This window comes from Vibrio sp. AIC-3 (assembly GCF_013114515.1).
Classification (GTDB): Bacteria; Pseudomonadota; Gammaproteobacteria; order Enterobacterales; family Vibrionaceae; genus Vibrio; species Vibrio crassostreae_C.
In genome coordinates, this window is record NZ_VTXG01000003.1 from 162382 (window position 1) to 184056 (window position 21675).

The 21675-nt window shown below is 45.7% G+C and carries 18 protein-coding genes; 9 read left to right on the forward strand and 9 right to left on the reverse strand.

Annotated features, from left to right (window positions below):
- Positions 1-117: 117 nt before the first annotated feature.
- A complete protein-coding gene (locus tag F0229_RS03985; RefSeq protein ID WP_171732301.1) occupies positions 118-2088 on the forward strand; it encodes an AsmA family protein in 1971 nt (656 codons plus the stop codon).
- Between the two features lie 44 nt (positions 2089-2132).
- Here the strand turns inward: F0229_RS03985 and F0229_RS03990 are convergent, their stop codons facing one another.
- The 3 genes from F0229_RS03990 to F0229_RS04000 are packed head-to-tail and all read right to left on the reverse strand — an operon-like array spanning position 2133 to position 4432.
- Positions 2133-3068, reverse strand: coding sequence for a bifunctional GNAT family N-acetyltransferase/hotdog fold thioesterase (locus F0229_RS03990; protein ID WP_048661291.1), 936 nt, complete (start codon positions 3066-3068; stop codon positions 2133-2135).
- A 16-nt stretch (positions 3069-3084) separates the two neighbouring features.
- Complete coding sequence (gene dtd / locus F0229_RS03995; protein ID WP_004735590.1) at positions 3085-3519, reverse strand: D-aminoacyl-tRNA deacylase; 435 nt, start codon at positions 3517-3519, stop codon at positions 3085-3087.
- The gene (locus tag F0229_RS04000; RefSeq protein WP_080967389.1) at positions 3491-4432 is read right to left on the reverse strand and encodes a virulence factor BrkB family protein; all 942 of its coding nucleotides are present in this window, start codon (positions 4430-4432) and stop codon (positions 3491-3493) included. The genes dtd and F0229_RS04000 overlap by 29 nt, the downstream gene beginning before the upstream one ends.
- A 221-nt stretch (positions 4433-4653) precedes the next feature.
- Here F0229_RS04000 and F0229_RS04005 point away from each other — a divergent pair, with 221 nt between their 5' ends.
- Positions 4654-5295 carry a DUF2959 domain-containing protein gene (locus F0229_RS04005; RefSeq protein WP_017107901.1) on the forward strand — a complete coding sequence of 214 codons (642 nt, stop codon included), beginning with the start codon at positions 4654-4656 and terminating at the stop codon, positions 5293-5295.
- A gap of 31 nt (positions 5296-5326) precedes the next feature.
- On the forward strand, positions 5327-5857 hold the full coding sequence (locus F0229_RS04010) for an AAA family ATPase (RefSeq protein WP_171732302.1): 531 nt from the start codon (positions 5327-5329) through the stop codon (positions 5855-5857).
- 162 nt (positions 5858-6019) lie between these two features.
- Here F0229_RS04010 and typA read toward each other — a convergent pair whose 3' ends face one another.
- Entirely contained in the window at positions 6020-7855 is a 1836-nt protein-coding gene (gene typA / locus F0229_RS04015; RefSeq protein WP_017059220.1) for a translational GTPase TypA, read from the reverse strand.
- 563 nt (positions 7856-8418) lie between these two features.
- Between typA and glnA the strand changes: the two genes are divergently transcribed.
- From glnA to F0229_RS04040, 5 genes are all read left to right on the forward strand, one after another.
- Entirely contained in the window at positions 8419-9828 is a 1410-nt protein-coding gene (glnA, locus tag F0229_RS04020) for a glutamate--ammonia ligase (protein ID WP_017059221.1), read from the forward strand.
- Positions 9829-10042: 214 nt separating this feature from the next.
- Positions 10043-10612: a DUF4124 domain-containing protein gene (locus F0229_RS04025; RefSeq protein WP_171732303.1), complete on the forward strand. Its 570-nt coding sequence runs from the start codon at positions 10043-10045 to the stop codon at positions 10610-10612.
- A gap of 168 nt (positions 10613-10780) precedes the next feature.
- Positions 10781-11857, forward strand: a complete 1077-nt coding sequence (gene glnL, locus F0229_RS04030) for a nitrogen regulation protein NR(II) (RefSeq protein ID WP_019826501.1) — start codon at positions 10781-10783, stop codon at positions 11855-11857.
- Positions 11858-11978: 121 nt separating this feature from the next.
- The gene (glnG, locus tag F0229_RS04035; RefSeq protein WP_017059224.1) at positions 11979-13382 is read left to right on the forward strand and encodes a nitrogen regulation protein NR(I); all 1404 of its coding nucleotides are present in this window, start codon (positions 11979-11981) and stop codon (positions 13380-13382) included.
- Between the two features lie 108 nt (positions 13383-13490).
- Positions 13491-16073 carry a GGDEF and EAL domain-containing protein gene (locus F0229_RS04040; protein ID WP_171732304.1) on the forward strand — a complete coding sequence of 861 codons (2583 nt, stop codon included), beginning with the start codon at positions 13491-13493 and terminating at the stop codon, positions 16071-16073.
- Positions 16074-16156: 83 nt separating this feature from the next.
- On the opposite strand, the gene hemN is transcribed toward F0229_RS04040, so the two are convergent.
- From hemN to F0229_RS04065, 5 genes are all read right to left on the reverse strand, one after another.
- The gene (gene hemN / locus F0229_RS04045) at positions 16157-17548 is read right to left on the reverse strand and encodes an oxygen-independent coproporphyrinogen III oxidase (protein WP_017060165.1); all 1392 of its coding nucleotides are present in this window, start codon (positions 17546-17548) and stop codon (positions 16157-16159) included.
- 284 nt (positions 17549-17832) lie between these two features.
- Positions 17833-18321, reverse strand: a complete 489-nt coding sequence (locus F0229_RS04050) for a DUF2489 domain-containing protein (protein ID WP_017060164.1) — start codon at positions 18319-18321, stop codon at positions 17833-17835.
- 6 nt (positions 18322-18327) lie between these two features.
- Entirely contained in the window at positions 18328-18885 is a 558-nt protein-coding gene (yihI, locus tag F0229_RS04055) for a Der GTPase-activating protein YihI (RefSeq protein ID WP_017060163.1), read from the reverse strand.
- Positions 18885-19523 (reverse strand): class I SAM-dependent methyltransferase, encoded by a 639-nt coding sequence (locus F0229_RS04060; protein ID WP_010433503.1) that lies wholly within the window; start codon positions 19521-19523, stop codon positions 18885-18887. The genes yihI and F0229_RS04060 overlap by 1 nt, the downstream gene beginning before the upstream one ends.
- A gap of 557 nt (positions 19524-20080) precedes the next feature.
- On the reverse strand, positions 20081-20698 hold the full coding sequence (locus F0229_RS04065) for a cytochrome c (protein ID WP_171732305.1): 618 nt from the start codon (positions 20696-20698) through the stop codon (positions 20081-20083).
- 148 nt (positions 20699-20846) lie between these two features.
- Here F0229_RS04065 and yihA point away from each other — a divergent pair, with 148 nt between their 5' ends.
- Complete coding sequence (gene yihA, locus F0229_RS04070) at positions 20847-21506, forward strand: ribosome biogenesis GTP-binding protein YihA/YsxC (RefSeq protein WP_017060162.1); 660 nt, start codon at positions 20847-20849, stop codon at positions 21504-21506.
- The last annotated feature ends 169 nt before the right edge of the window (positions 21507-21675 follow it).

Below are 21675 nucleotides of genomic sequence, written 5' to 3' on the forward strand. Positions count from 1 at the left end.
CCAATTTAAAATGATATTTTTGTAGCAAGCCCCTCTTTTGAGGGGCTTTTTTGTTGATGCTTGACCCTTTTTGTTCCACTCTGTTTTAAGACTATTGAAATTTAAGGCTTTCAGGGAATGAAAAAGGTATTCATGGTGTTCGGCATTGTGTTGGCTATCGCCGTTGCAACTATCGCAGCGCTGCTATTAAGCCTGCAGACCCAATACCGTGCGGATGTTGCCAACTTTTTTATCAAACATACGATTGAACAACCTGTATTCATTGAAGATGTTGAGTATCAGGCGCCTTATCACATCACCTTAATGGGCATTACCCAAAGCCAACCAGAAAAGCAAACACCTCTGTATATCGACAAGATCGATCTTTGGTTCAGCCCCAGCTCGATGACAGAGGCCAAACTGGTCTTTGAATCTGTTTTGATCAGCGGCCTACAATTAGAGGCAGACGATCTAAAAACACTGACTTCTTTATTTACCCAACCAAACATCAAGCTCCACCAGCTGGCCATCAACAATCTCGACTTTTCGACGCCAGAGTTTAATGCGCGAGGCATCGACCTACAGATCTCCGCCCCAACGTGGAACAACGATAACTCGCTGCTACCTTATGGAAAAACCCAACTCTCTGCCTCACAACTGTATTGGCAAGGTGAGGCATTCGATAATCTGTTGATTGACCTAGACTTAAAACCTAGCGACAGCACCCTTTATGGTGCTTCGTTTGACTGGCGTGGCGCCAAGATTTCTGGGCAAGCTGAACAATATCAACAAGATTGGTCGTTGGTGAATGTGACCGTCGATGGCTTACGACTCAATCAGAAACAGACCCAAAACCTACTAAGCAAAGAGTGGGATGTTGCAGGTATTCAGATCAATCACATCAATAGCTTAGATATTCTGCGTAGCGACGTAGAGTGGCAAGATGGCCACCTCGCTGCCTTTGATGCCTCATTAGAAAATATCCAACTGCCTTTTGAAATCTGGAAACAACAGAAAGCCATTTTTTCTCTACAGGCAGAAGGAGTGACCATTGATGATGACATGTTCATCGAGCCAAGCCTAAAGCTCAACCTAGAAGCAAACCGGATTCTGATTGAGGATTTCTATACTCAATTCCTGCAGGGCACTGTTCAGCTCAATGGCGAAGTCGCCCCTAGCAGCATTCAATTGGCGCAGCTCGACCTGCAAGGCATCAAGTGGATTACCGAAAACCAAGATAGCCCTCTACCGGCCGCTCACCTATTGCCTTGGCTCACACAGCTCCAGAACGTCGAGATTAGCCGACTTAATATAGAACGCAGTCAACTCATCCAACTCGCACAACAACCTTACTGGCAGGTCTCTGGATTACATGTCGAGGGGCATCAAGTTCAACTGCTGCAAGATAGAAAACTGGGCTTATGGCAAGGGAAGCTGATGGCGAGCGCCAATGATGCCAGCTACCAAAATATTCTCAGCGCACAGCCTGTGGTTGAGATGAATAGCGAACAAGGAAAATGGACGCTGACTCGTCTGTTTGCACCACTCAGGAATGGCTACATTGAAGCCAATGCAACGCTCGATTTTAACCAAATCAGCAAGCCATGGAGCTTAGATATTTCTGCCGATGGGTTACCCATTGCGCCTATGCTGCAGCGACTTGAATTACCACTCGATGCAACCGGCTATGGCGAGTTTGAACTTCAAGCCGCAGGTTTATATGGCGACTCACTGATGCTCGGTTACTCAACCACAGGGCAACTCACTGGCAGCGTTCGCCAGGGTGTGATGACCTTTAATGACAAGCTTTCTGAAACATCGACTGATAACGTATTCGAGATCCCAGAGCTCAATGCCAATTTTGACCGTGGACGCTTCACTCTCGAACCGATGCACATTATTGGTGCATCGGCAGCAGAGCAAGGCGAACAAAGGATTCAAACGCTCAATGGTGAGGTTTCTGGAGAGCTCGACTTGCTTAAAGCCGAGCAACACACCCTATCGATTACCCTATCGGACACATGCCATCAAATCTCAGGCAAGCTCACCCAAGCGGAGTATTCGGAGATTAACGACTGCCAACAAAAAAGCGCCACTCCTCAGGAGTAGCGCTTTCAATCAATAATTCTATCTATCATCAAGCGAGCGTGAAGTTATTCACTCGCCTTGCTATCCGTCGATAGTATTTTCTTATAATCAGGGATCAGCATATAGGTACCGGTAAACTCTACCGCTTCCACATCGCCGCTGTGAATGGTCACGTGAATGATGATACGTGCCTTTCTGCCTGACGCGAGGCGGTCTAAATCACCACTGATACCGTCTAACGAAGTAGAGGCAACAGGATTTTGCTCAACCGGATGACGATAACGAATATTACTGTCTGCCAATACGATATCACCGGTCAGGCCACGCTCTTTCATCAGTAACCACGTCATACCCCAACCCGTTAAAGTCGCAAGCGTAAAGGCGGAGCCTGCAAACATGGTGTTATGCGGGTTCAAATTAGGATTCAGTTGAGCACTACACTCAAATTGGTAACCTGTATATTGGTTAATCTTGATGCCCATCTTGTCACTGATCGGGATCTGATGTTCCCAGCGCTGCTGCAGCTCATTACACCATTCAGGTTTGCGCAGTACATCCGCCATTGGGTCAAGGTGCTTAACCATTTGTTGGTGACGCACTGGGCCACGTTGGTCGTTAATCTCACCGCGACGTTCAAATTCATTCTTCTCATAGAATGAGATCGCATCTTCACGTGCATTACACACCAAGCGCTTAGCGCCCTCTTGACGCGCTAATGACTCTAGCGCAACCAAGATCAGTGAGCCCATGCCTTTGCTTCGGCGAGAGTTCTTCACCGCCATGTAGCGGATCTGACCTTCTAGATCTGGGGTGATATACAGACGACCAATCGCCATCGGGCGACCACGGCCATCAACAATCATACGATGGTGACTCATTGGGTCATATTCATCGCGCTCTGAACCTACCGGCATTCGCCAAGGTTCACGGAGCATCTGCCAACGAAAATGGTAATACTTGTTTAGCTGATTTTCGGTGGTCGGTGTTATGAGTTTAAACATGCTTATTCCTTTAAGCCTAAACCTGCAGCCAAAATGTTACTGGGCCATCATTAACCAAAGACACTTTCATGTCGGCTGCGAAGCGGCCACGTTCCGTTGGCAACACTGATTCACATTGGTCAGAGAAATAGTTGTAAAGACGCTCTGCATCTTCTGGGTGAGCACCACGAGAAAACCCTGCTCGTGTCCCTTTCTTGGTATCGGCTGGCAGAGTGAATTGAGACACCACTAATACCTTACCTTCTACCTGTTTCACGTTGAGGTTCATTTTATCGTCTTCATCTCCAAAGACACGATAAGTAGTTACTCGTTCCATCAAACGCTTGGCTTTGGCTTCGTCATCACCTTTTTCTACGCCTAACAAAACCAATAAGCCTTGCTCAATCTCACCAACTACTTCGCCATCAACACGGACGGCAGCTTCACTTACTCTCTGGATCAGTGCTATCACTGTTGTTTCCTTGCTCTGTGATTTTGTCTTTATCCGACGAGTGTACCATTTCTTTCGAGTCACTCCACTGTTCCTGCTCACCCAATGCGGCCGTCACCTCAGCCCCCACCAGCACGATCAACCAGCACAAATACACCCAAACAAACAGAATAGGAATTGCCGCTAATGCGCCATAAATCAACTGGTAAGAAGGGAATTGCGTAATGTAGGCTGCAAAGCCTTTCTTACTGAGTTCGAACAACAGAGCCGCAACCAGAGAGCCCGCTGCTGCATGAGAAAAGTGTATCTTTTTGTTGGGAACCAGCAGGTACAGACCGAAGAACGCAAAGAAAGAGAGAATCAAAGGAAGTTTGCGAATCACGGTATTAAAGGCACCAGACACCACCTCATTTTGCAATAAGCTCAATGATGTCACGTAAGACGTTGCAGCAATACTCGCACCGACCAAGATAGGTCCAAGCGTGAGCACCATCCAGTACATAGAAAAAGACAGCACCGCACGTCGCTTTTCCGTTACTCGCCAGATGTAGTTTAGGTTCTTATCAATATTCGAGATCAGCATCAGCGCTGCAATGAATAAGAACACACTACCTACCGCCGTCATCTTGCCGGTATTGGCAACGAACTCTAACAAAGCACCGTGCACCGCATCTCCTGATGCTGGAACAAAGTTGGTAATGACGAAATTTTGAATCACCACGCCAACATCAGCAAAGACTGAGAATGACGACAAGATAGAGAGCAAAACCGTCAACATCGGCACAATTGAGAGCAAGGTAATGTACGCCAAGTACCCCGCATTCACGTTGACTCTATCATGCGTCATGCGCGCCAAAAGATAGCGAGAAAACTGAATACTGAGTGTGGCGACCTTTTTTATCTTCAACTTGTAACTCCCTGGTAACTCGTTCATAGTCCTAATTATTATTCCGTTATATTAATCACAGTAAGTAAATGTTCAAAAATAGCGTAGGAAAAAGGCTTGAGAACAAGGAAGCCCTTCTCGGCAAAGAATAGTTTCGATAAGTAGTCATTCTACAATCAAAAATTCTAACGCCGTTATCGAGCATTTTAACAAGCTAGATTGAGCAGTTATTTACTACGATTGATATTATTTAACTATAGGAAACTAGGATGCCTTATTTAATAGTTATAGTCCTCTCTATTTTTACTCTTACTGGATGCCAATCCGCTTATTACTCCGCAATGGAGCAAGTGGGTTACCACAAACGTGACATTATGGTCGACAGAGTAGAAGACGCGAAAGAGTCTCAGCAGGATGCTCAGGAAGAATTTACCAGCGCACTTGAAGCCTTGAGTAGCCTGACTAACTTCAGTGGTGGCGACCTTGAAGACATGTACAACAAGATTAATGATAAATACCAAGACAGCGAGAAAGCCGCACAAAATGTCAGTGACCGCATTGCTGCGATTGAAGATGTGTCCGATGCGCTATTTGAAGAGTGGCAGGGTGAGTTAGATCTCTACACCAGTGATTCACTGCGTCGTTCAAGTGAGAAAAAGCTGCGTGAAACCAAATCGTCTTACCAAACCATGCTATCAGCAATGAAAAGAGCTGAGAAGAAAATGGATCCGGTACTGAACACTCTTCGCGACAACACGCTTTATCTCAAGCACAACCTCAATGCGAGCGCTGTCGGCTCGCTGCAAGGTGAGTTTATGAGCTTAGAAAAAGACATCGCCTACGCAATAGAACAGATGAATGCTGCGATCGCCGAATCGGATAAGTTCCTTGCTCAACTAAACCAGAAATAACGCCCGTAGGCACAAATAAAGATAAGCCCGTATGAACCCAATCATTATTACTGGCGGCCCTGGCGCCGGAAAAACCACATTGATCAATGCTTTGGGTGATGCGGGTTACCCCACCTTCGCTGAGTCCTCTCGCCAGTTAATCGAACAGCAGAGTCAACTTGAGAACGGTATCTTACCTTGGTTAGACCTTCCAGGCTTTGCTCGCCTATGTTTAACCGTCATGAGCGAACACAAAGACCAAGCCAGTCAGCATCCTGTTGCCTTTCTCGATCGCGCCATTCCAGATATCTGTGGCTACTTGGCTCAGGCGAAACTAGAGATAAACACAACCTACCGAGAAGCGAGCCAAGGTTATCACCCCCAAGTGTTGTTCTGTCGCCCTGAGGCTTCAATTTATGTACAAGATGATGTGAGACCTTATCCGTTTGAGGAGGCGTTAGAGATTCACCACGCGTTAGAAAGAGTCTACCAAGAACTTGGTTATGAGGTGGTTGAAGTGCCGTTTATGCCAGTCGAAGAACGGCTTCAATTCGTTGAGCGTTACTTAGGTATCAAAAGCTAGATCCCCAACTCGGTCGTTCCTCCCTCTTAAGGATGACGAAATCTCGTTTAACCGTATCTAAACAAACTAAAAAACAAAAGCCCCGAGCAGCTAGGCTACTCGGGGCTTTCTTACTTATTCTAAAACGTATTGCTTGTTAGCTAGAAGCTAGTCAGCTGGCAATTAAGCCTTAGCTGGACGTGCTGCACGCTTACGTTCGTTTTCAGTAAGAAGCTTCTTACGGATACGAATGCTTACTGGCGTTACTTCTACTAGTTCGTCTTCGTCGATGAACTCAAGAGCTTGCTCTAGAGTGTGACGGATAGGTGGCGAAAGAACCTGTGCTTCATCAGTACCTGATGCACGAACGTTCGTTAGCTGCTTACCTTTCAGACAGTTTACTGTTAGGTCGTTTGAACGGTTATGAATACCGATGATTTGACCTTCGTATACTTCATCCGCGTGCTCAGCAAATAGACGACCACGTTCTTGTAGGTTGAATAGTGCGTAAGTCAGAGCTTTACCAGTAGCGTTCGAGATTAGAACACCGTTGTTACGTTGACCAATTACGCCGCCTTTGTGAGGACCGTAGTGATCAAATGAGTGGTAAAGAAGACCAGAACCAGACGTTAGCGTTAGGAACTCAGTTTGGAAACCGATAAGACCACGAGAAGGCATCATGAAGTCCATGCGAACACGGCCTTTGCCATCTGGAGACATATCAGTTAGCTCACCTTTACGTAGACCGATGTTTTCCATGATGCCACCTTGGTGCTCTTCAAGCACGTCGATAGTCACAGTTTCAAACGGTTCAGTTAGGTTGCCATCTTCGTCTTTCTTGATGATAACTTCTGGACGAGATACAGCTAGCTCGAAACCTTCACGACGCATGTTTTCGATCAGGATAGATAGGTGAAGTTCACCACGACCTGAAACACGGAAACGATCTGGGTTATCAGTTTCTTCAACACGTAGTGCAACGTTGTGTACTAGTTCTTTCTCTAGACGCTCAAGGATGTTACGTGAAGTAACGAACTTACCTTCTTTACCCGCGAACGGAGAAGTGTTTACTTGGAACGTCATTGTTACTGTTGGTTCATCAACAGAAAGCGGAGTCATTGCTTCAACATTGTTTACGTCACAGATAGTGTCTGAAATTTTCAGCTCACCAAGACCAGTGATTGCAATGATGTCGCCAGCGTTAGCTTGCTCAACTTCGTGACGGTCAAGACCTAGGTAACCAAGAACTGTACCTACTTTACCGTTACGTTTTTTGCCTTCTGCATTTACGATAGTTACTTGTTGGTTTGGCTTAACAGAACCACGAGTAACACGAGCAACACCGATAACACCTACGTAAGAGCTGTAATCAAGTTGCGAAATTTGCATTTGTAGTGGACCGTCAAGGTCAACTGCAGGCGCGTCTACTGTATCAACAACAGCTTGGAACAATGGTTCCATGTTCTCGCCAGTTTCGCCTTCAGTCATTGTTGCCCAACCGTTTAGAGCTGAAGCGTAAACAACTGTGAAGTCTAGTTGCTCATCAGTAGCACCTAGGTTGTCGAAAAGGTCGAATACTTGATCCATAACCCAATCAGGACGAGCGCCTGGGCGGTCAATCTTGTTGATTACAACGATTGGCTTAAGACCGTGTGCGAATGCTTTTTGCGTTACGAAACGAGTTTGAGGCATTGGGCCATCAACTGCGTCAACGATAAGCAGAACAGAGTCAACCATAGACATGATACGCTCAACTTCACCACCGAAGTCCGCGTGTCCCGGAGTATCTACGATGTTGATGCGGTAATCATTCCAGTTGATTGCTGTGTTCTTAGCAAGAATGGTAATGCCACGCTCTTTTTCGATGTCATTCGAATCCATGACACGCTCTTCAGCTTCACCACGAGACTCAAGAGTGCCTGACTGTTGTAGCAGTTTATCAACCAAAGTCGTTTTACCGTGGTCAACGTGCGCGATGATCGCGATATTTCTTAACTTATCAATCTGTGGAGTAGACATGGATTCTCGATTCACTCATAAAAGTAGCCGTCACTTATCTCAAAAGTTTGGATAATAACCGCTAGCTTGATTTAAAAAACGGTCAATAATATACCAGATTCTAGACAAAAACCCAGAAATATGTGATCTGAACCAAGGCTTTTTTCTTTATTAGCGATTCATATCCGCTTAACTTTGATTCAGTACAGTGTTGAGCAGCCAAATTCGTAGGACTCTAAAAAAGTATCACCTACGAGTGGCGAGCCAAATCTCCCGCAAAATAACAAAAGTGGATTGACAACTTAGGCAATTCATTGCTGAATGGTGCTCGCTTATGTCTCATATTGGTGCACAGACAAACAGTTGCACCAATAAGGTGCAGCTAGAGATCATTTTGGTGCAAAAACCAGATTAAGAAAAATCGCAAAACAAGTAAATCATTGAAATTAATGGAATAATTTTTTTGGCACGTTTTTGGCAGTAGATAAATCAGCATCGATTAATGCACTTAATAGACATTAATCAATGCTAGTTTCAACCGAATCGAGCTAATACCGAATTAATAACACTGGAGGTTATCCAAGATGTCAGTAGAAAATGTACTATCCCTGATCCAAGAGAACGAAGTTAAATTTATCGACTTACGTTTTACTGATACAAAAGGTAAAGAGCAGCATATCTCTATTCCTTCTCACCAAGTTGATGCAGACTTCTTCGAAGAAGGCAAAATGTTTGACGGCTCTTCAGTAGCTGGTTGGAAAGGCATTAACGAATCTGACATGGTAATGATGCCAGACGCAGCATCTGCTGTACTGGACCCATTCACAGAAGACGCAACACTAAACATCCGTTGTGACATCCTTGAGCCTGCAACAATGCAAGGCTACGACCGTGACCCACGCTCTATCGCTAAACGTTCTGAAGAGTACCTACGTTCTACAGGTATCGCAGACACAGTTCTAGTTGGTCCAGAGCCAGAATTCTTCCTATTTGACGACGTTAAGTTCTCAAACGACATGTCTGGTTCTTTCTTCAAGATCGATGACGTAGAAGCAGCTTGGAACACAGGTTCTGACTTCGAAGGCGGTAACAAAGGTCACCGTCCTGGCGTTAAAGGCGGTTACTTCCCAGTAGCTCCAGTAGATTCATCTCAAGACATCCGTTCAGCAATGTGTCTAGTAATGGAAGAGATGGGCCTAGTTGTTGAAGCTCACCACCATGAAGTAGCAACTGCGGGTCAAAACGAAATCGCTACTCGCTTCAACACGCTAACAGCGAAAGCTGATGAAACTCAAATCTACAAGTACGTTGTACACAACGTTGCTCACGCATTTGGTAAAACAGCGACATTCATGCCTAAGCCACTAGTTGGTGACAACGGTTCTGGTATGCACGTTCACCAATCTCTAGCAAAAGACGGCGTTAACCTGTTTGCTGGTGATAAGTACGGCGGCCTATCTGAAATGGCTCTTTACTACATCGGTGGTGTAATCAAGCACGCTCGTGCAATCAACGCGTTTGCTAACCCATCAACTAACTCGTACAAGCGTCTTGTACCTGGTTTCGAAGCACCTGTAATGCTTGCTTACTCAGCACGTAACCGTTCTGCTTCTATCCGTATCCCAGTAGTACCAAGCCCTAAAGCACGTCGTATCGAGCTACGTTTTGGTGACCCAGCAGCTAACCCATACCTATGCTACTCAGCAATGCTTATGGCTGGCCTTGACGGCATCAAGAACAAGATTCACCCAGGCGAAGCTATGGATAAAGATCTATACGACCTTCCTGCAGAAGAAGCAGCTGAAATCCCAACAGTTGCAGAATCTCTACAAGAAGCTCTAGCAGCGCTTAGCGAAGACCGTGAGTTCCTAACAGCTGGCGGCGTATTCTCTGACGATTTCATCGATTCTTACATCACTCTGAAATCTGACGACGTACAACGCGTGAACATGGCTACACACCCACTTGAGTTTGAACTGTACTACTCAGTTTAATCTCCTGTAGAGATAAGCCATTTCTTACTGCAACCTTGTAAGAATCGCTGACTAAATATTAGGCTCGCCTCGCAGGCGGGCCTTTTTTATATTCTCCCGACGCTCCCCTCCTCGTAACATACCTTAGACAAAAGCCCTCAGAGGCTGTCGCGCTAAATACAATAAAACCAACGCCAAACGTGAAATCACCTAGCGGTGAAAAGAGGCTAAAGATATGAAAAACATACTGTTCATAATCGGGTTAACAGTCGCGCTCTCGTGCTCTGCTCAAACGGTGTATACCTGGATAGATGAAGATGGCGTGCTCCACTTTAGTGATAACCCTAGCGCTCAAGATGCCGAGGCTCTTCGCCTGCCAGATGTGCAAGCTTCAGCACCCGCCCCTAAATTTGAGGCCTCAACTCCGGTTGACGCTGCTGCTTCCTCTACAACTAAAACGGCAACGCCAGCCAAAACTCAGGCAGAAACCGAAACCACAAAGCGCGAGGTTCCTACTCAATTAGCCCTCACCATGCTGACTCCAGTTCATGATCAAACCATTCGCAACAACCGCGGCTTAATCCCGATTCAGATAGAGCTCAACCGAAAACTTGGTATTGGGGAGCAATTACAATTGATGCTTGATGGCCGTCGATATGGCGCCCCACAGACCCAGCCTATTTGGGAATTAAAAGGTATCGATCGAGGTACTCACACCATTGCAATTCAAGCACATAGAAGCGGCAAGCTTATTGCATCTACTAGTCCAGTCACCGTGTATTTACATCGAGCGACGCTCAAGTAGGCCAATGTGTTAAAAGAGGCCAAATAACCTCTACTTTTCACCTAATCGAAGCAGCTTTCAGCGACTCTAATGAATTATCTTTAGCTTCTGGTTGATATGCGCCATACTTGAACTTAGCCACGCACCAATTTGGTGCAGTGAGAAAAACACCAGTTCAAGGACGAAATAGTGAATCGATCAGCCAAAAGCGACAGCATAGATACACATCATCTTTCCAGCGCCATTCTCGACAATATGGTGACTTCGACATTGATGCTCGATGAGCAATTGTATGTCCGATACGCAAATCCGGCGGCTGAGCAGCTCTTTTCACAGAGCGCACGACGCATCGTTGATCATCCACTGAGCCAACTTATCCAACACGCTTCACTTGATTTGGCGCTTCTGACGCAACCGCTACAAAGTGGCCAGAGCATTACCGACAGTGACGTTACCTTCGTTGTTGATAACCGCCCACTGATGCTTGAAGTCACGGTTAGCCCAATATCTTGGCAGCGAGAGACGCTGTTATTGGTTGAGATGCGCAAGATAGACCAGCAAAGACGCCTTAGCCAAGAGCTCAACCAACATGCACAACAACAAGCGGCTAAGTTGCTGGTACGCGGGTTAGCACATGAGATCAAAAATCCACTCGGTGGCTTAAGAGGTGCGGCGCAGTTACTTGGGAAAATGCTTCCTGATCAGTCTCTTAATGAATATACGCAGATCATTATTGAGCAAGCCGACCGCTTAAGAGCATTAGTCGACCGTCTGCTTGGCCCACAGAAGCCGGGGACTAAATCAGAAGAGAACCTTCACCAGATACTTGAGAAAGTCAGGCAGCTCGTAGAGCTCGAATCGGGTTCAACGCTCGCCATCGAAAGGGATTACGACCCGAGCCTACCGGACATCTTGATGGATTCGGCACAGGTTGAACAAGCGATGCTCAATATCGTGAGCAATGCAGCGCAGATTCTAAAGACTCAAGATTCTGGCAAAATCACCATTCGCACCAGAACGGTGCATCAAGCAAATATTCACGGGCAGCGACACAAACTCGCAGCTCGTATTGAGATCAGCGATAACGGTCCGGGCATCCCCGATGATTTAAAAGACACGCTGTTTTACCCAATGGTCAGCGGACGAGAAGGTGGAACAGGGCTGGGGCTATCGATTTCTCAAAACCTGATCGATCAACACAATGGGAAAATTGATGTTGAAAGCTGGCCAGGCAACACCACATTCACGATTTATCTACCGATTTAGGTCATAAGAACCTCGCTATTGGACAGCGAGATGAAAGGCTTAGCTCGGTAACACAAAGATTAAGACATCATAAAAACAACAATGATTATCACAATAGATTTGGCTGCAAAGGAATTGAATTATGAGTAAGGGATACGTTTGGGTCGTCGATGACGACAGCTCTATCCGCTGGGTAGTAGAGAAAACACTTTCATCTGCGGATATTAAGTGTGAAACATTTGCTGATGCTGAGAGCGTGTTGCTTGCGCTTGAGCGCGAGACACCGGACGTATTGGTGTCTGACATTCGCATGCCCGGCATTGACGGGATTGAGCTGTTGCATCAGGTTCATCAACGCTCTCCCGACCTGCCCGTGATCATTATGACCGCGCACTCAGACCTTGATGCGGCGGTGAATGCTTATCAAAAAGGCGCCTTTGAATATCTTCCAAAGCCGTTCGATATTGATGAAACACTGACTCTAGTCGAACGAGCGATCGCGCACAGCCAAGAGCAGAAACGCGAACAAGCCAGTGAGGTCGCTGAAGACACCAACGCGCCAGAAATCATCGGTGAAGCACCGGCAATGCAGGAGGTTTTCCGAGCGATTGGCCGTTTGTCTCGCTCATCCATATCCGTGCTGATCAATGGTGAATCGGGTACCGGTAAAGAATTGGTCGCTCACGCTCTGCATCGTCACAGCCCAAGAGCTAAGAAGCCCTTCATTGCCTTGAACATGGCAGCAATCCCCAAAGATCTGATCGAGTCTGAACTGTTTGGCCACGAAAAAGGTGCCTTTACCGGTGCTAACAGCGTTCGCCAAGGACGCTTTGAACAAGCCAACGGCGGCACCCTATTTCTGGATGAGATCGGTGACATGCCACTCGATATCCAAACTCGCTTGTTGCGTGTACTTTCTGATGGTCAGTTCTATCGTGTCGGCGGTCACTCTGCAGTTAAGGTAGACGTTCGTATCGTTGCCGCAACCCACCAAGATCTTGAGCGCTTAGTGCATGAAGGCGACTTCCGTGAAGACCTTTTCCACCGACTCAACGTTATCCGAATCCATATCCCGGCACTTCGCGAACGTAAACAAGACATTGAAAAGCTGACTCATCACTTCCTAGCATCCGCCGCCGAAGAGCTCGGTGTTGAAGTGAAGACACTGCATCCTGAGACCATTTTGAAGCTCAACCAGCTCAATTGGCCGGGTAACGTGCGTCAGCTTGAAAACATTTGTCGTTGGCTTACCGTGATGGCCAGCGGCAGCGAAATTCTTCCTTCAGACCTGCCACCAGAGCTGCTAGAAGAAAAAGTGGTGACCACCTCAGGAACTGGAGATAACTGGCAACAACTGCTCGCTAATTGGGCAAAGTGTGCGCTTGATTCAGGAGAAAAAGAGCTGCTAACTTATGCTCTGCCAGAATTTGAACGTATACTGCTAGAAGCTGCACTCCACCACACTAATGGTCATAAACAGGATGCAGCTAAGGTTTTGGGATGGGGAAGAAACACCCTAACTCGTAAACTCAAAGAACTGTACTAGACCTTATATGATTCTCGATGCAGCTACTTTTTAACCAAAAAAGTGTCGCTTGGTTTGAATAGTGTCGGTACAATTACAGTACACTATTCACCAAAGTTGTAGCTAAAGATGTCTTTGAAAACACAAATTACTTTGAGAACCGCAGTGGTTCTGCCATTCGTGATGATTTTTCTGTTCACTATGGGTGTAATGGTTTTCACTCAAAAGCTAAGCTACAAAGAGATGGTGAGTGATGTTAGTGCACGCCAGCTGACATCACTGACTGACAATGTTCATCAAAGCCTGTCTAATTTTTTAGAAAAGCCATTTCACGCCAACCTCTCGCTCAGCCATAACATCGGCTACCACCATCTTTATCAAGCAGGCAATCTTAGTAAGGTCCAAGACTATATTTTTTATACGTTTTCAGACCATTACACTGCTGTACCTCAACTCGATGCGATCGGCTTTGGTTCTGAAGATGGTAACTACGTCGGTTTCCGCAAAGAGGCCAACAAAGGCTACACCTTGATGGTGCAAGACGAACGCACCAATGATCAGCTGGTCATTTACCGTGGCAGCAAAATTAGTGAAGACATTCGATCGGTGATTTCAGGTTACGATCCTAGAATCCGTCCTTGGTACACACCCATTGCGACACAGAAAAAACCGTTATGGTCACCAATTTATGCCAATGCTGACGAACGTCAAGAAATCACCTTATCTGCTCTAGCGCCTATCTATGATGATAATGAATTCAAAGCCGTCGTAGTCAGCGACATCAAAATCAATACCTTCAATGCGTTTCTCAGAAAGCTCAAAGATAGAACGGATGCCTCTGTTTACATCATCGATAAGCAGCAACGCTTGGTCGCGCACTCAGGCGGAGGCAGTGTCGTTTCATGGGGCACAGGACAAACCAACAAAGGGCAACGCAAACTAGCAACAGAGAGTGCTAATCCAGTCATACGTGAGAGTGCTAGCTACGTAGAGCAATTCCACCTAATCGAGAATTTGGGCGAGCAGCGCTTTAGTTTTAGCCTAGACAACGAACGCTACTTCAACCAAATCACCCCATACGAAGATGAGCACGGGCTCACGTGGTTTATTGGGGTGTCGATCCCTGAAAGCAATCTGCTCGGTGAATTGCCAGAAAATCAAAGAAACAGTTGGTTGCTTGGGCTAGCACTGAGCTGCATTGGGGTCATTGCAGGATTAATTGCCTTTAATCGCGCAACCCAACCCATCACCTCGACAGCGGATGCGGCAAAACGCCTTGCTAAGGGCGATTGGGACGCGAGCATGCCAAAAACAGGGCATATATATGAAACCAGCATGTTGGTCGAGTCATTCAATGAAATGACCAACAACTTAAGGGCTTCGTTTCATGCATTACAGTCTCAACTTACCTATGACTCATTAACCAAGCTATACAGCCGTGAAGGCTTTATTGACGCTGCCAAGAAACACCCCGACAACGAAAAAGGCACACTGTATTTGATTGGTATTGATCGCTTCCGAGACATCAATGACAGCCTAGGTCATTACAATGGCGACCAGCTACTTATCATTGCGGCCGCTCGTTTAAGAGGCACACTGCCATCCGAATACCTACTAGCTCGCACTGGTGGTGATGAGTTTGCCATCTACGCGCCAAACGTAACGCAAAGCGATGATGTTCAGCTGCTGACTAACCGCTTACTTCAAACCTTCGCTTCCCCATTTTCAATGGAATCGGAAAGCGTGGTGATTAAGGTATCGATGGGGATAGTGAATGTCTCGAATCTTCACGACATTACACTCCTGCTACGCAGCAGCAGCATTGCATTGAGCAATGCGAAACAAGACAAAACCAGTGTCTGTATTTATAGCCTTGAAATGGGCAAAGCATCGAGACATCGCACCAAGATGTTAGCGCGGATGAACCGAGCGATTGAGCTTCAACAGTTCGAACCGTTTTATCAGCCTATTATTGATCTGGAATCTGGCTCGACCATAGGAGCAGAAGCTTTAGCTCGCTGGATAACGGATGAAGGGGTGATCTCGCCACTCGAGTTCATTCCTCTCGCGGAAGAGAGCGGGCTCATTGACGATATCGGAAAACAAATTCTGCATAAGTCGTGTCGAGATACAGCCATCGCGATTGAGTCAGGAAAATGGAGCAAGGACTTCTCTATTCACGTTAACCTGTCGGTCGATCAACTGAGTGAAAGTGGCTTTGTGGAACAAGTAAAAGGCACGTTGCGAGACACAAATCTGCCAGCAAGCAACCTGACACTAGAGATCACCGAATCACGCATCGTCGACAACGACCCGACCATCATCGATAACATGCTGACTCTAAAAGCACTAGGGATATCAATTGCGATTGATGACTTTGGTACCGGCTATTCGTCACTGGCTTACTTACACAAACTGCCATTCGACTGCCTTAAGATCGACCGCAGCTTTGTCAGCAAACTTGATAAAGAGAACCTAGATAGCTCCATCGTCGCGGCCATCGTTAACATCACTAAGGGCTTCAAAGTAAGCTTGGTGGCAGAGGGCGTTGAAACACAGCAACAGGCTGAACTTCTCAAGCAGCTGCAGTGCCCGCTTGCTCAAGGCTTCTTATACAGTCGCCCAGTTCCGTTTGACCAATGGCCTACCGACCTCATCAACTCCAAGCAAAGTGCCAAGGTCAAACAAAATACCACTGAGAGTCTCACCTAAACCAGGCAGAAATCGAATGAGTCAGATACAAAAATGCCAGCATGATGCTGGCATTTTTTATTGTTCTATTCTCTATCGAGCGATTAGATAACGCGAGAGAATTGCTGCTGGCGAGCCTTTGCACGTAAGTATTTATCAAAACACATACAGATGTTACGGATCAGCAAACGGCCACGCAAAGTCACGCGGATTTCTTTGTCATCCACTTCAACCAACTCATCATTGATGAAGGTTTGCAGTAGCCCTAAGTCTTCTTTGAAGTAACCATTAAAGTCTACAGAAAACTCAGACTCGATCATGGTTTTATCAAGCTTAAAGTTACAGATAAGCTGTTTAATGACCTCACGACGCACTAGGTCATCACTGTCTAATACCACACCTTTCCAAAGTGCATGACGCAGGTCATTCACCTGAGCGTAATACTTCTTCAGCTCTTTTTGGTTTTGAGCGTAAGCATCACCGACCATAGAGATAGCAGAGACACCGAAACCAATTAAGTCAGCTTCACCTTGGGTCGTGTAGCCTTGGAAGTTACGATGCAGAATACCTTCACGCTGTGCTACGGCTAGCTCATCTTCAGGTAGTGCGAAGTGATCCATACCAATGAACTGGTAACCCGCTCCCGTTAGCGTCTCGATGGTATCTTGCAAGATAGCCATTTTCTCTTTCGCTTCAGGTAGATCTTCGTCTTTAATCTTACGCTGCGCCGCAAACAGCTGAGGCATGTGTGCGTAGTTAAATACCGATAAACGGCCCGGCTTCATTTCTAACACTTGCTTCAATGTTTCAGCGAACAAAGCTTGAGTCTGCTTTGGTAGGCCGTAGATCAAATCCAGGTTAGTTGAACGGAAGCCTAGCTCTTTCGCTCGTTTAACCATCGCAATGATGAACTCTTCATCTTGCTCACGGTTAACCAGTTTCTGCACTTCTTTATTGAAGTCTTGCACGCCAATGCTCAGGCGGTTGAAGCCTTCGTTACGCAGGTGGTCAAGTACGTCTAGCTCAATCTCACGCGGGTCAACTTCAATACTGATTTCAGCGTCAGCGGTGAAGTTAAACTCTTCACGCAAAATACTCATCAAACGAGTGATTTGTGTTTTGGTCAAGAACGTTGGCGTACCACCACCGAAGTGCAATTGCGTCACTTCACGGCCATTCAATAAAGAGGCGCGTTGGCGGATTTCATGTTCAATCACATCAAGGTACTCATCCGCTTTATGCGAGTGACGAGTAATGACTTTATTACAACCACAGTAGTAACAAAGCTTGTGGCAGAACGGGATATGCACGTAAAGAGAGAGTGGACGCTCAGGATATTGAGTACACGCCATGTCGTAATCAGCGACGGTAAACGCTTCATGAAACTCCAACGCAGTTGGGTATGAGGTGTAACGAGGTCCCGAATAGTTGTACTTGTTTAAGATCTCTTGATCCCAAACGATTTGCTGATTCGTTGTTACTGGCTTGCTCGACATAGCGGTATTTCCAATTTAGATCCGCGAGAACCTAAGGTCTCTCAAATCATTTTACATACATTAAAATATAGACGGGTTATTTTGCCACACGACCTGTAAGGTCGTTCCAAGACAAAATCAATTTTTTAGACAAAAACTCAGAACTGCTAGCTTGATCACTAACAAAGCGTCGGGATTAACGAGACGCAAAAGGTAAGAAGGCTCATTTAACACTATCTATAAAGATAAGGTGTCTCAAGAACACCCTGTATTAAACAAGCCTCTATTTTAAATAGTCTTAGCGACTAGATCATCTGAATGTTGATTTGGTTGTTGAGAGGTTTAACCTTCTCTTGCAACCTTTTCAGATCTTCAATGACCGCATCATTCAAGCGAGTCTCTGCCTTATGGCGCGTGAGATTCTGCTGCATGCGCTCTTTCTTCGTCAGTTCCTGTCTTGCCTCTCCGCGAGCCATATCTTTTACGATATGGTACAGCTCAGAAAGAGCAGGATACTCAGAATCAAAATCGACACGCTCATCACCCTGAACATTATCCATAATGATACACACTCGGATACTGATCTCAGGTAAGTCACATTGCCCTTGAATGCCCGCTAAGCACAAAGTATTTACGTTTTCGTAAATCGTCGCGTTGCGTTTTTCAATGGCTAGTGCTTGATGCTGCTTTTGCAACTCCGTCTGCTTCTTCACTTGAAGTAGAAGGTAACCTGCGTAAGAGCCCAAGCCGAGAATGATAATTCCACCAGCAATTGCTAATAAGGTTACGTTCACTGGCTATTAACCTTTAAAGCTGTCTAAATCGAAATCTTCGAATTGAGATAGCAAGTCTTCGTCAGAGCTCGCTTTCTTCTTAGAGGCAACCGGTGCTTCTTCGAAGATCTCTTCTTCATCGTCTTCTGGCTCTAGTAGACCTAAGCGTCCCATTAGGTGTTCGATACGATCAAGTTTCTCATCAACAAACTTCTGTAGACCAGCACCTAGGTTTTCACCATTTTCGATACGATCTAGGAGTGTGTTCAGTTGAGCGTCATTCTCAAGCATCTCTAACTCTTGTTCGTTAGATAGCTTGCGCTCTTGTTTAGTCGGCTTCTTCGCTGGTTCAACGATCAGCGGAATTTTTTTCTTGCTGCCTAAACGTGGATCACGAGCTTGTGCAGCTTTACGCTGTTTTGCTTCGCTACCATCTGAGTGACGGCTGCCAGACTTAAGGCCTTTACGCTTTTTAACACGCTTACGTTCACGACCTTCAACATCAGATTCACTACGGTTACGAGTAACCATAGGCTCCGGAGCGCCAAGTGCTCCCGGCTTTCTTGATTTCTTACTACGACCCATTACTGCACTTTCCTCAGTAAAATTACATCATTTCCAAAAAATTCTAGTTCGAGCTTATCCCGCTCTGCCAAAAACTGGAATGTTTGACGACTAAAGAAGACGACATGTGTCGGGTCATTCTTGTAGTGCCAACCAGCAAACGCGTCTACGTCTATTACTAGTTTAGTCATAAGACCAATCCAGCCCTTGGGTTTAACTAAATTCAACCATTGCTGCCACACTTTGTCTGGGTGATAAAGATGCTCTATCACCTCCGTGGCAGTCATAAAGTCATACGTTTTTTCCAACACAGAGGGTTCTGGGTGGTAATAGATATCGTACAACTCCATGGTGTGTCCGGCTTCTTCTAACATAATAGATAGCGTAGGGCCTGGGCCACAACCAAAATCCAACCCGTGTGAGTTAGATGAAATTTTGTCTGTTAGTGGATCCGCGATGCGAGATAAAAAGCGGCGATAGCCTGCATCACTAGGATCGTTCTCATGGAGATCATAGTGTGCTTTTTCTTCTTTTGCTTCTAACCTTTGTTCAGGTTTAACAAATACCAGTTCACATTGCTGACACTGCAGATAGGCTCTGCGTTTGTCTTCAAAATAGTGATTCACGCCTTGGTGATGGCATAAGGGACAAGTATACATAGCACATCCTTAAACAGGGATGCGAAACATACCAGAAACTGAGTTTATAGTGGAGAGGTATTGGGTGTTTTTTCATCAAATCAATAAAAAAAGCGATAGGAAAACCTATCGCTCTCTAAATCTGCCTATATCGGCCAAAATTTGCATACTCAACTTGGTACACAAATCTCCATTTGTTATTGGTGCTTTCCATGCCAAATTTGTTTGTTGTTCATCGTCCTGATGAGTTTTGGCTATCCTTTTCTAACACCTTGTTGCTGGGCTGTCCTAGCCTGATCCATTTCTGTCTATACCGTTAGACTAGATGATCATCCATATCTAAGTCAGCTCCTAGCTGATGGCGGTTACTTTACCGTGTTACAAAAAGACTACAAGAGTGCGACTTCACACTTTTGTACACAAATCGATCACACATTGATAAATCAGACATAAACACAAAACGCATTAATAAAACCAATACAAAAGAAAACGCCCCGACCATTACTGATCGGGGCGTCTCTTCAATCTCGCTCGAACGTACATTCCTTTACTCTGGCTAAGAGCAAGAAACCGACAAATTAGTGTAGACCACCAACGTACTTCGATAAGGTATCAATATCAGCGTCTGTTAACTTTTTAGCTACATCACGCATCATCGCATTCATGTCGTTATTACGGTCACCATCGCGGAATTTTTCAAGTTGAGCCTTGATGTAATCTGCGTGCTGACCTGAAATTTTAGGGAAACCAGAAAGTTCGGTACCATTACCACGAGGGCCATGACAAGCAATACACGCCGTTACGCCGCGTTCTGCGTTACCCGCTGTGTAAAGAACCTTACCTTCATCTAATACATTTTCAGGAGTAGAGTTACTAGAGATAGGTAGAGAGGCGTAGTATGCCGCTAGGTCAGCCATATCTTCTTCAGATAAAGGCATCGCCATTGCACCCATTACAGGTTCGTAACGACCTTGCTTACCACCACTTGTCATACCTAGCTTAAGCTCTTTTAACTGCTTCTCTAGATACTTCTCATGTTGACCAGCCAGCTTAGGGTACTGAGTGATCAGGCTGTTGCCGTCAGCACCGTGGCAGGCAACACATGTTTGTGATTTGGCTTTACCAGCTTCAATACTACCTTGAGCCCATACTGAGCAGCTGGCTAAAAGACTCAAAATTAGCGCTAATTTCTTCATGACATTCCATTATAATTATCAAGCTTCCAGTACCACTCTATGTTGCCACTCATGGTACAATAGGCGACCTTATGCCGAGCACGGTTATTTTACACAAATTCACAAAAAAGTAATCAATCGACTACACAAAGTCGAGATGGAGTTAACAGTGAGCGTAAAAATTCATTATCAAAACACGCATTTCATTACCAGTGCACCTGATATTCGTCATTTACCAGAAGACGAAGGGATCGAAATTGCGTTTGCAGGACGCTCCAATGCTGGTAAATCTAGCGCGCTAAATCGCGTTACAAACCAAAAAAGCTTGGCGAAAACCAGTAAAACACCCGGTCGAACTCAGCTAATCAACCTATTTAAGGTAACGGACGGTTGTCATATCGTCGATTTACCTGGATATGGCTTTGCTCAAGTACCACTTGAGATGAAGAAAAAATGGCAGAAGTCGCTAGGTGAATACCTACAACGACGTGAAAGCCTGAAAGGTTTAGTGGTATTGATGGATATCCGTCACCCAATGAAAGACCTTGACCAACAAATGATCTACTGGGCTATCGATAGCCGCATCCCAGTACAGGTTTTGTTAACAAAAGCAGACAAACTGAAAAGTGGTGCGCGTAAAGCACAGCTACTGAAAATCCGTAACGATGCAAAATCTTTCGGTGGTGATGTTGCGGTTGATGTCTTCTCTTCAATGAAGGGCATCGGCGTTGACCAACTGCGTGCCAAGATGGATGAGTGGTTTGCGCCTGCGCTTGCTGATCAAATCATTGATGAGTTAGCAGACGAAGAGCACAACGACTCAGAGTAGTTCCTCTACTTATCGCTATAGGTTAGAGCACTTACAACACGTGATTTAGCCTTATCAATGCCCCTCCTTATATAGGTGGGGTATTTTTTTGCCCAAAAATGAGTGAGTTAAGCATAAGTTTTTAGTGTTAAAAATCGGATTTAGCCACTAAAACCAATAGAAGTGAACC

Bases quoted from the DNA above. Each gene is read 5' to 3' on its own strand.
- F0229_RS03985 (WP_171732301.1), top strand. From the start codon at position 118: ATGAAAAAGGTATTCATGGTGTTCGGCATTGTGTTGGCTATCGCCGTT.
- F0229_RS03990 (WP_048661291.1), bottom strand. From the start codon at position 3,068: ATGTTTAAACTCATAACACCGACCACCGAAAATCAGCTAAACAAGTAT.
- F0229_RS04000 (WP_080967389.1), bottom strand. From the start codon at position 4,432: ATGAACGAGTTACCAGGGAGTTACAAGTTGAAGATAAAAAAGGTCGCC.
- F0229_RS04005 (WP_017107901.1), top strand. From the start codon at position 4,654: ATGCCTTATTTAATAGTTATAGTCCTCTCTATTTTTACTCTTACTGGA.
- F0229_RS04010 (WP_171732302.1), top strand. From the start codon at position 5,327: ATGAACCCAATCATTATTACTGGCGGCCCTGGCGCCGGAAAAACCACA.
- typA (WP_017059220.1), bottom strand. From the start codon at position 7,855: ATGTCTACTCCACAGATTGATAAGTTAAGAAATATCGCGATCATCGCG.
- glnA (WP_017059221.1), top strand. From the start codon at position 8,419: ATGTCAGTAGAAAATGTACTATCCCTGATCCAAGAGAACGAAGTTAAA.
- F0229_RS04025 (WP_171732303.1), top strand. From the start codon at position 10,043: ATGAAAAACATACTGTTCATAATCGGGTTAACAGTCGCGCTCTCGTGC.
- glnG (WP_017059224.1), top strand. From the start codon at position 11,979: ATGAGTAAGGGATACGTTTGGGTCGTCGATGACGACAGCTCTATCCGC.
- F0229_RS04040 (WP_171732304.1), top strand. From the start codon at position 13,491: ATGTCTTTGAAAACACAAATTACTTTGAGAACCGCAGTGGTTCTGCCA.
- hemN (WP_017060165.1), bottom strand. From the start codon at position 17,548: ATGTCGAGCAAGCCAGTAACAACGAATCAGCAAATCGTTTGGGATCAA.
- yihI (WP_017060163.1), bottom strand. From the start codon at position 18,885: ATGGGTCGTAGTAAGAAATCAAGAAAGCCGGGAGCACTTGGCGCTCCG.
- F0229_RS04060 (WP_010433503.1), bottom strand. From the start codon at position 19,523: ATGTATACTTGTCCCTTATGCCATCACCAAGGCGTGAATCACTATTTT.
- F0229_RS04065 (WP_171732305.1), bottom strand. From the start codon at position 20,698: ATGAAGAAATTAGCGCTAATTTTGAGTCTTTTAGCCAGCTGCTCAGTA.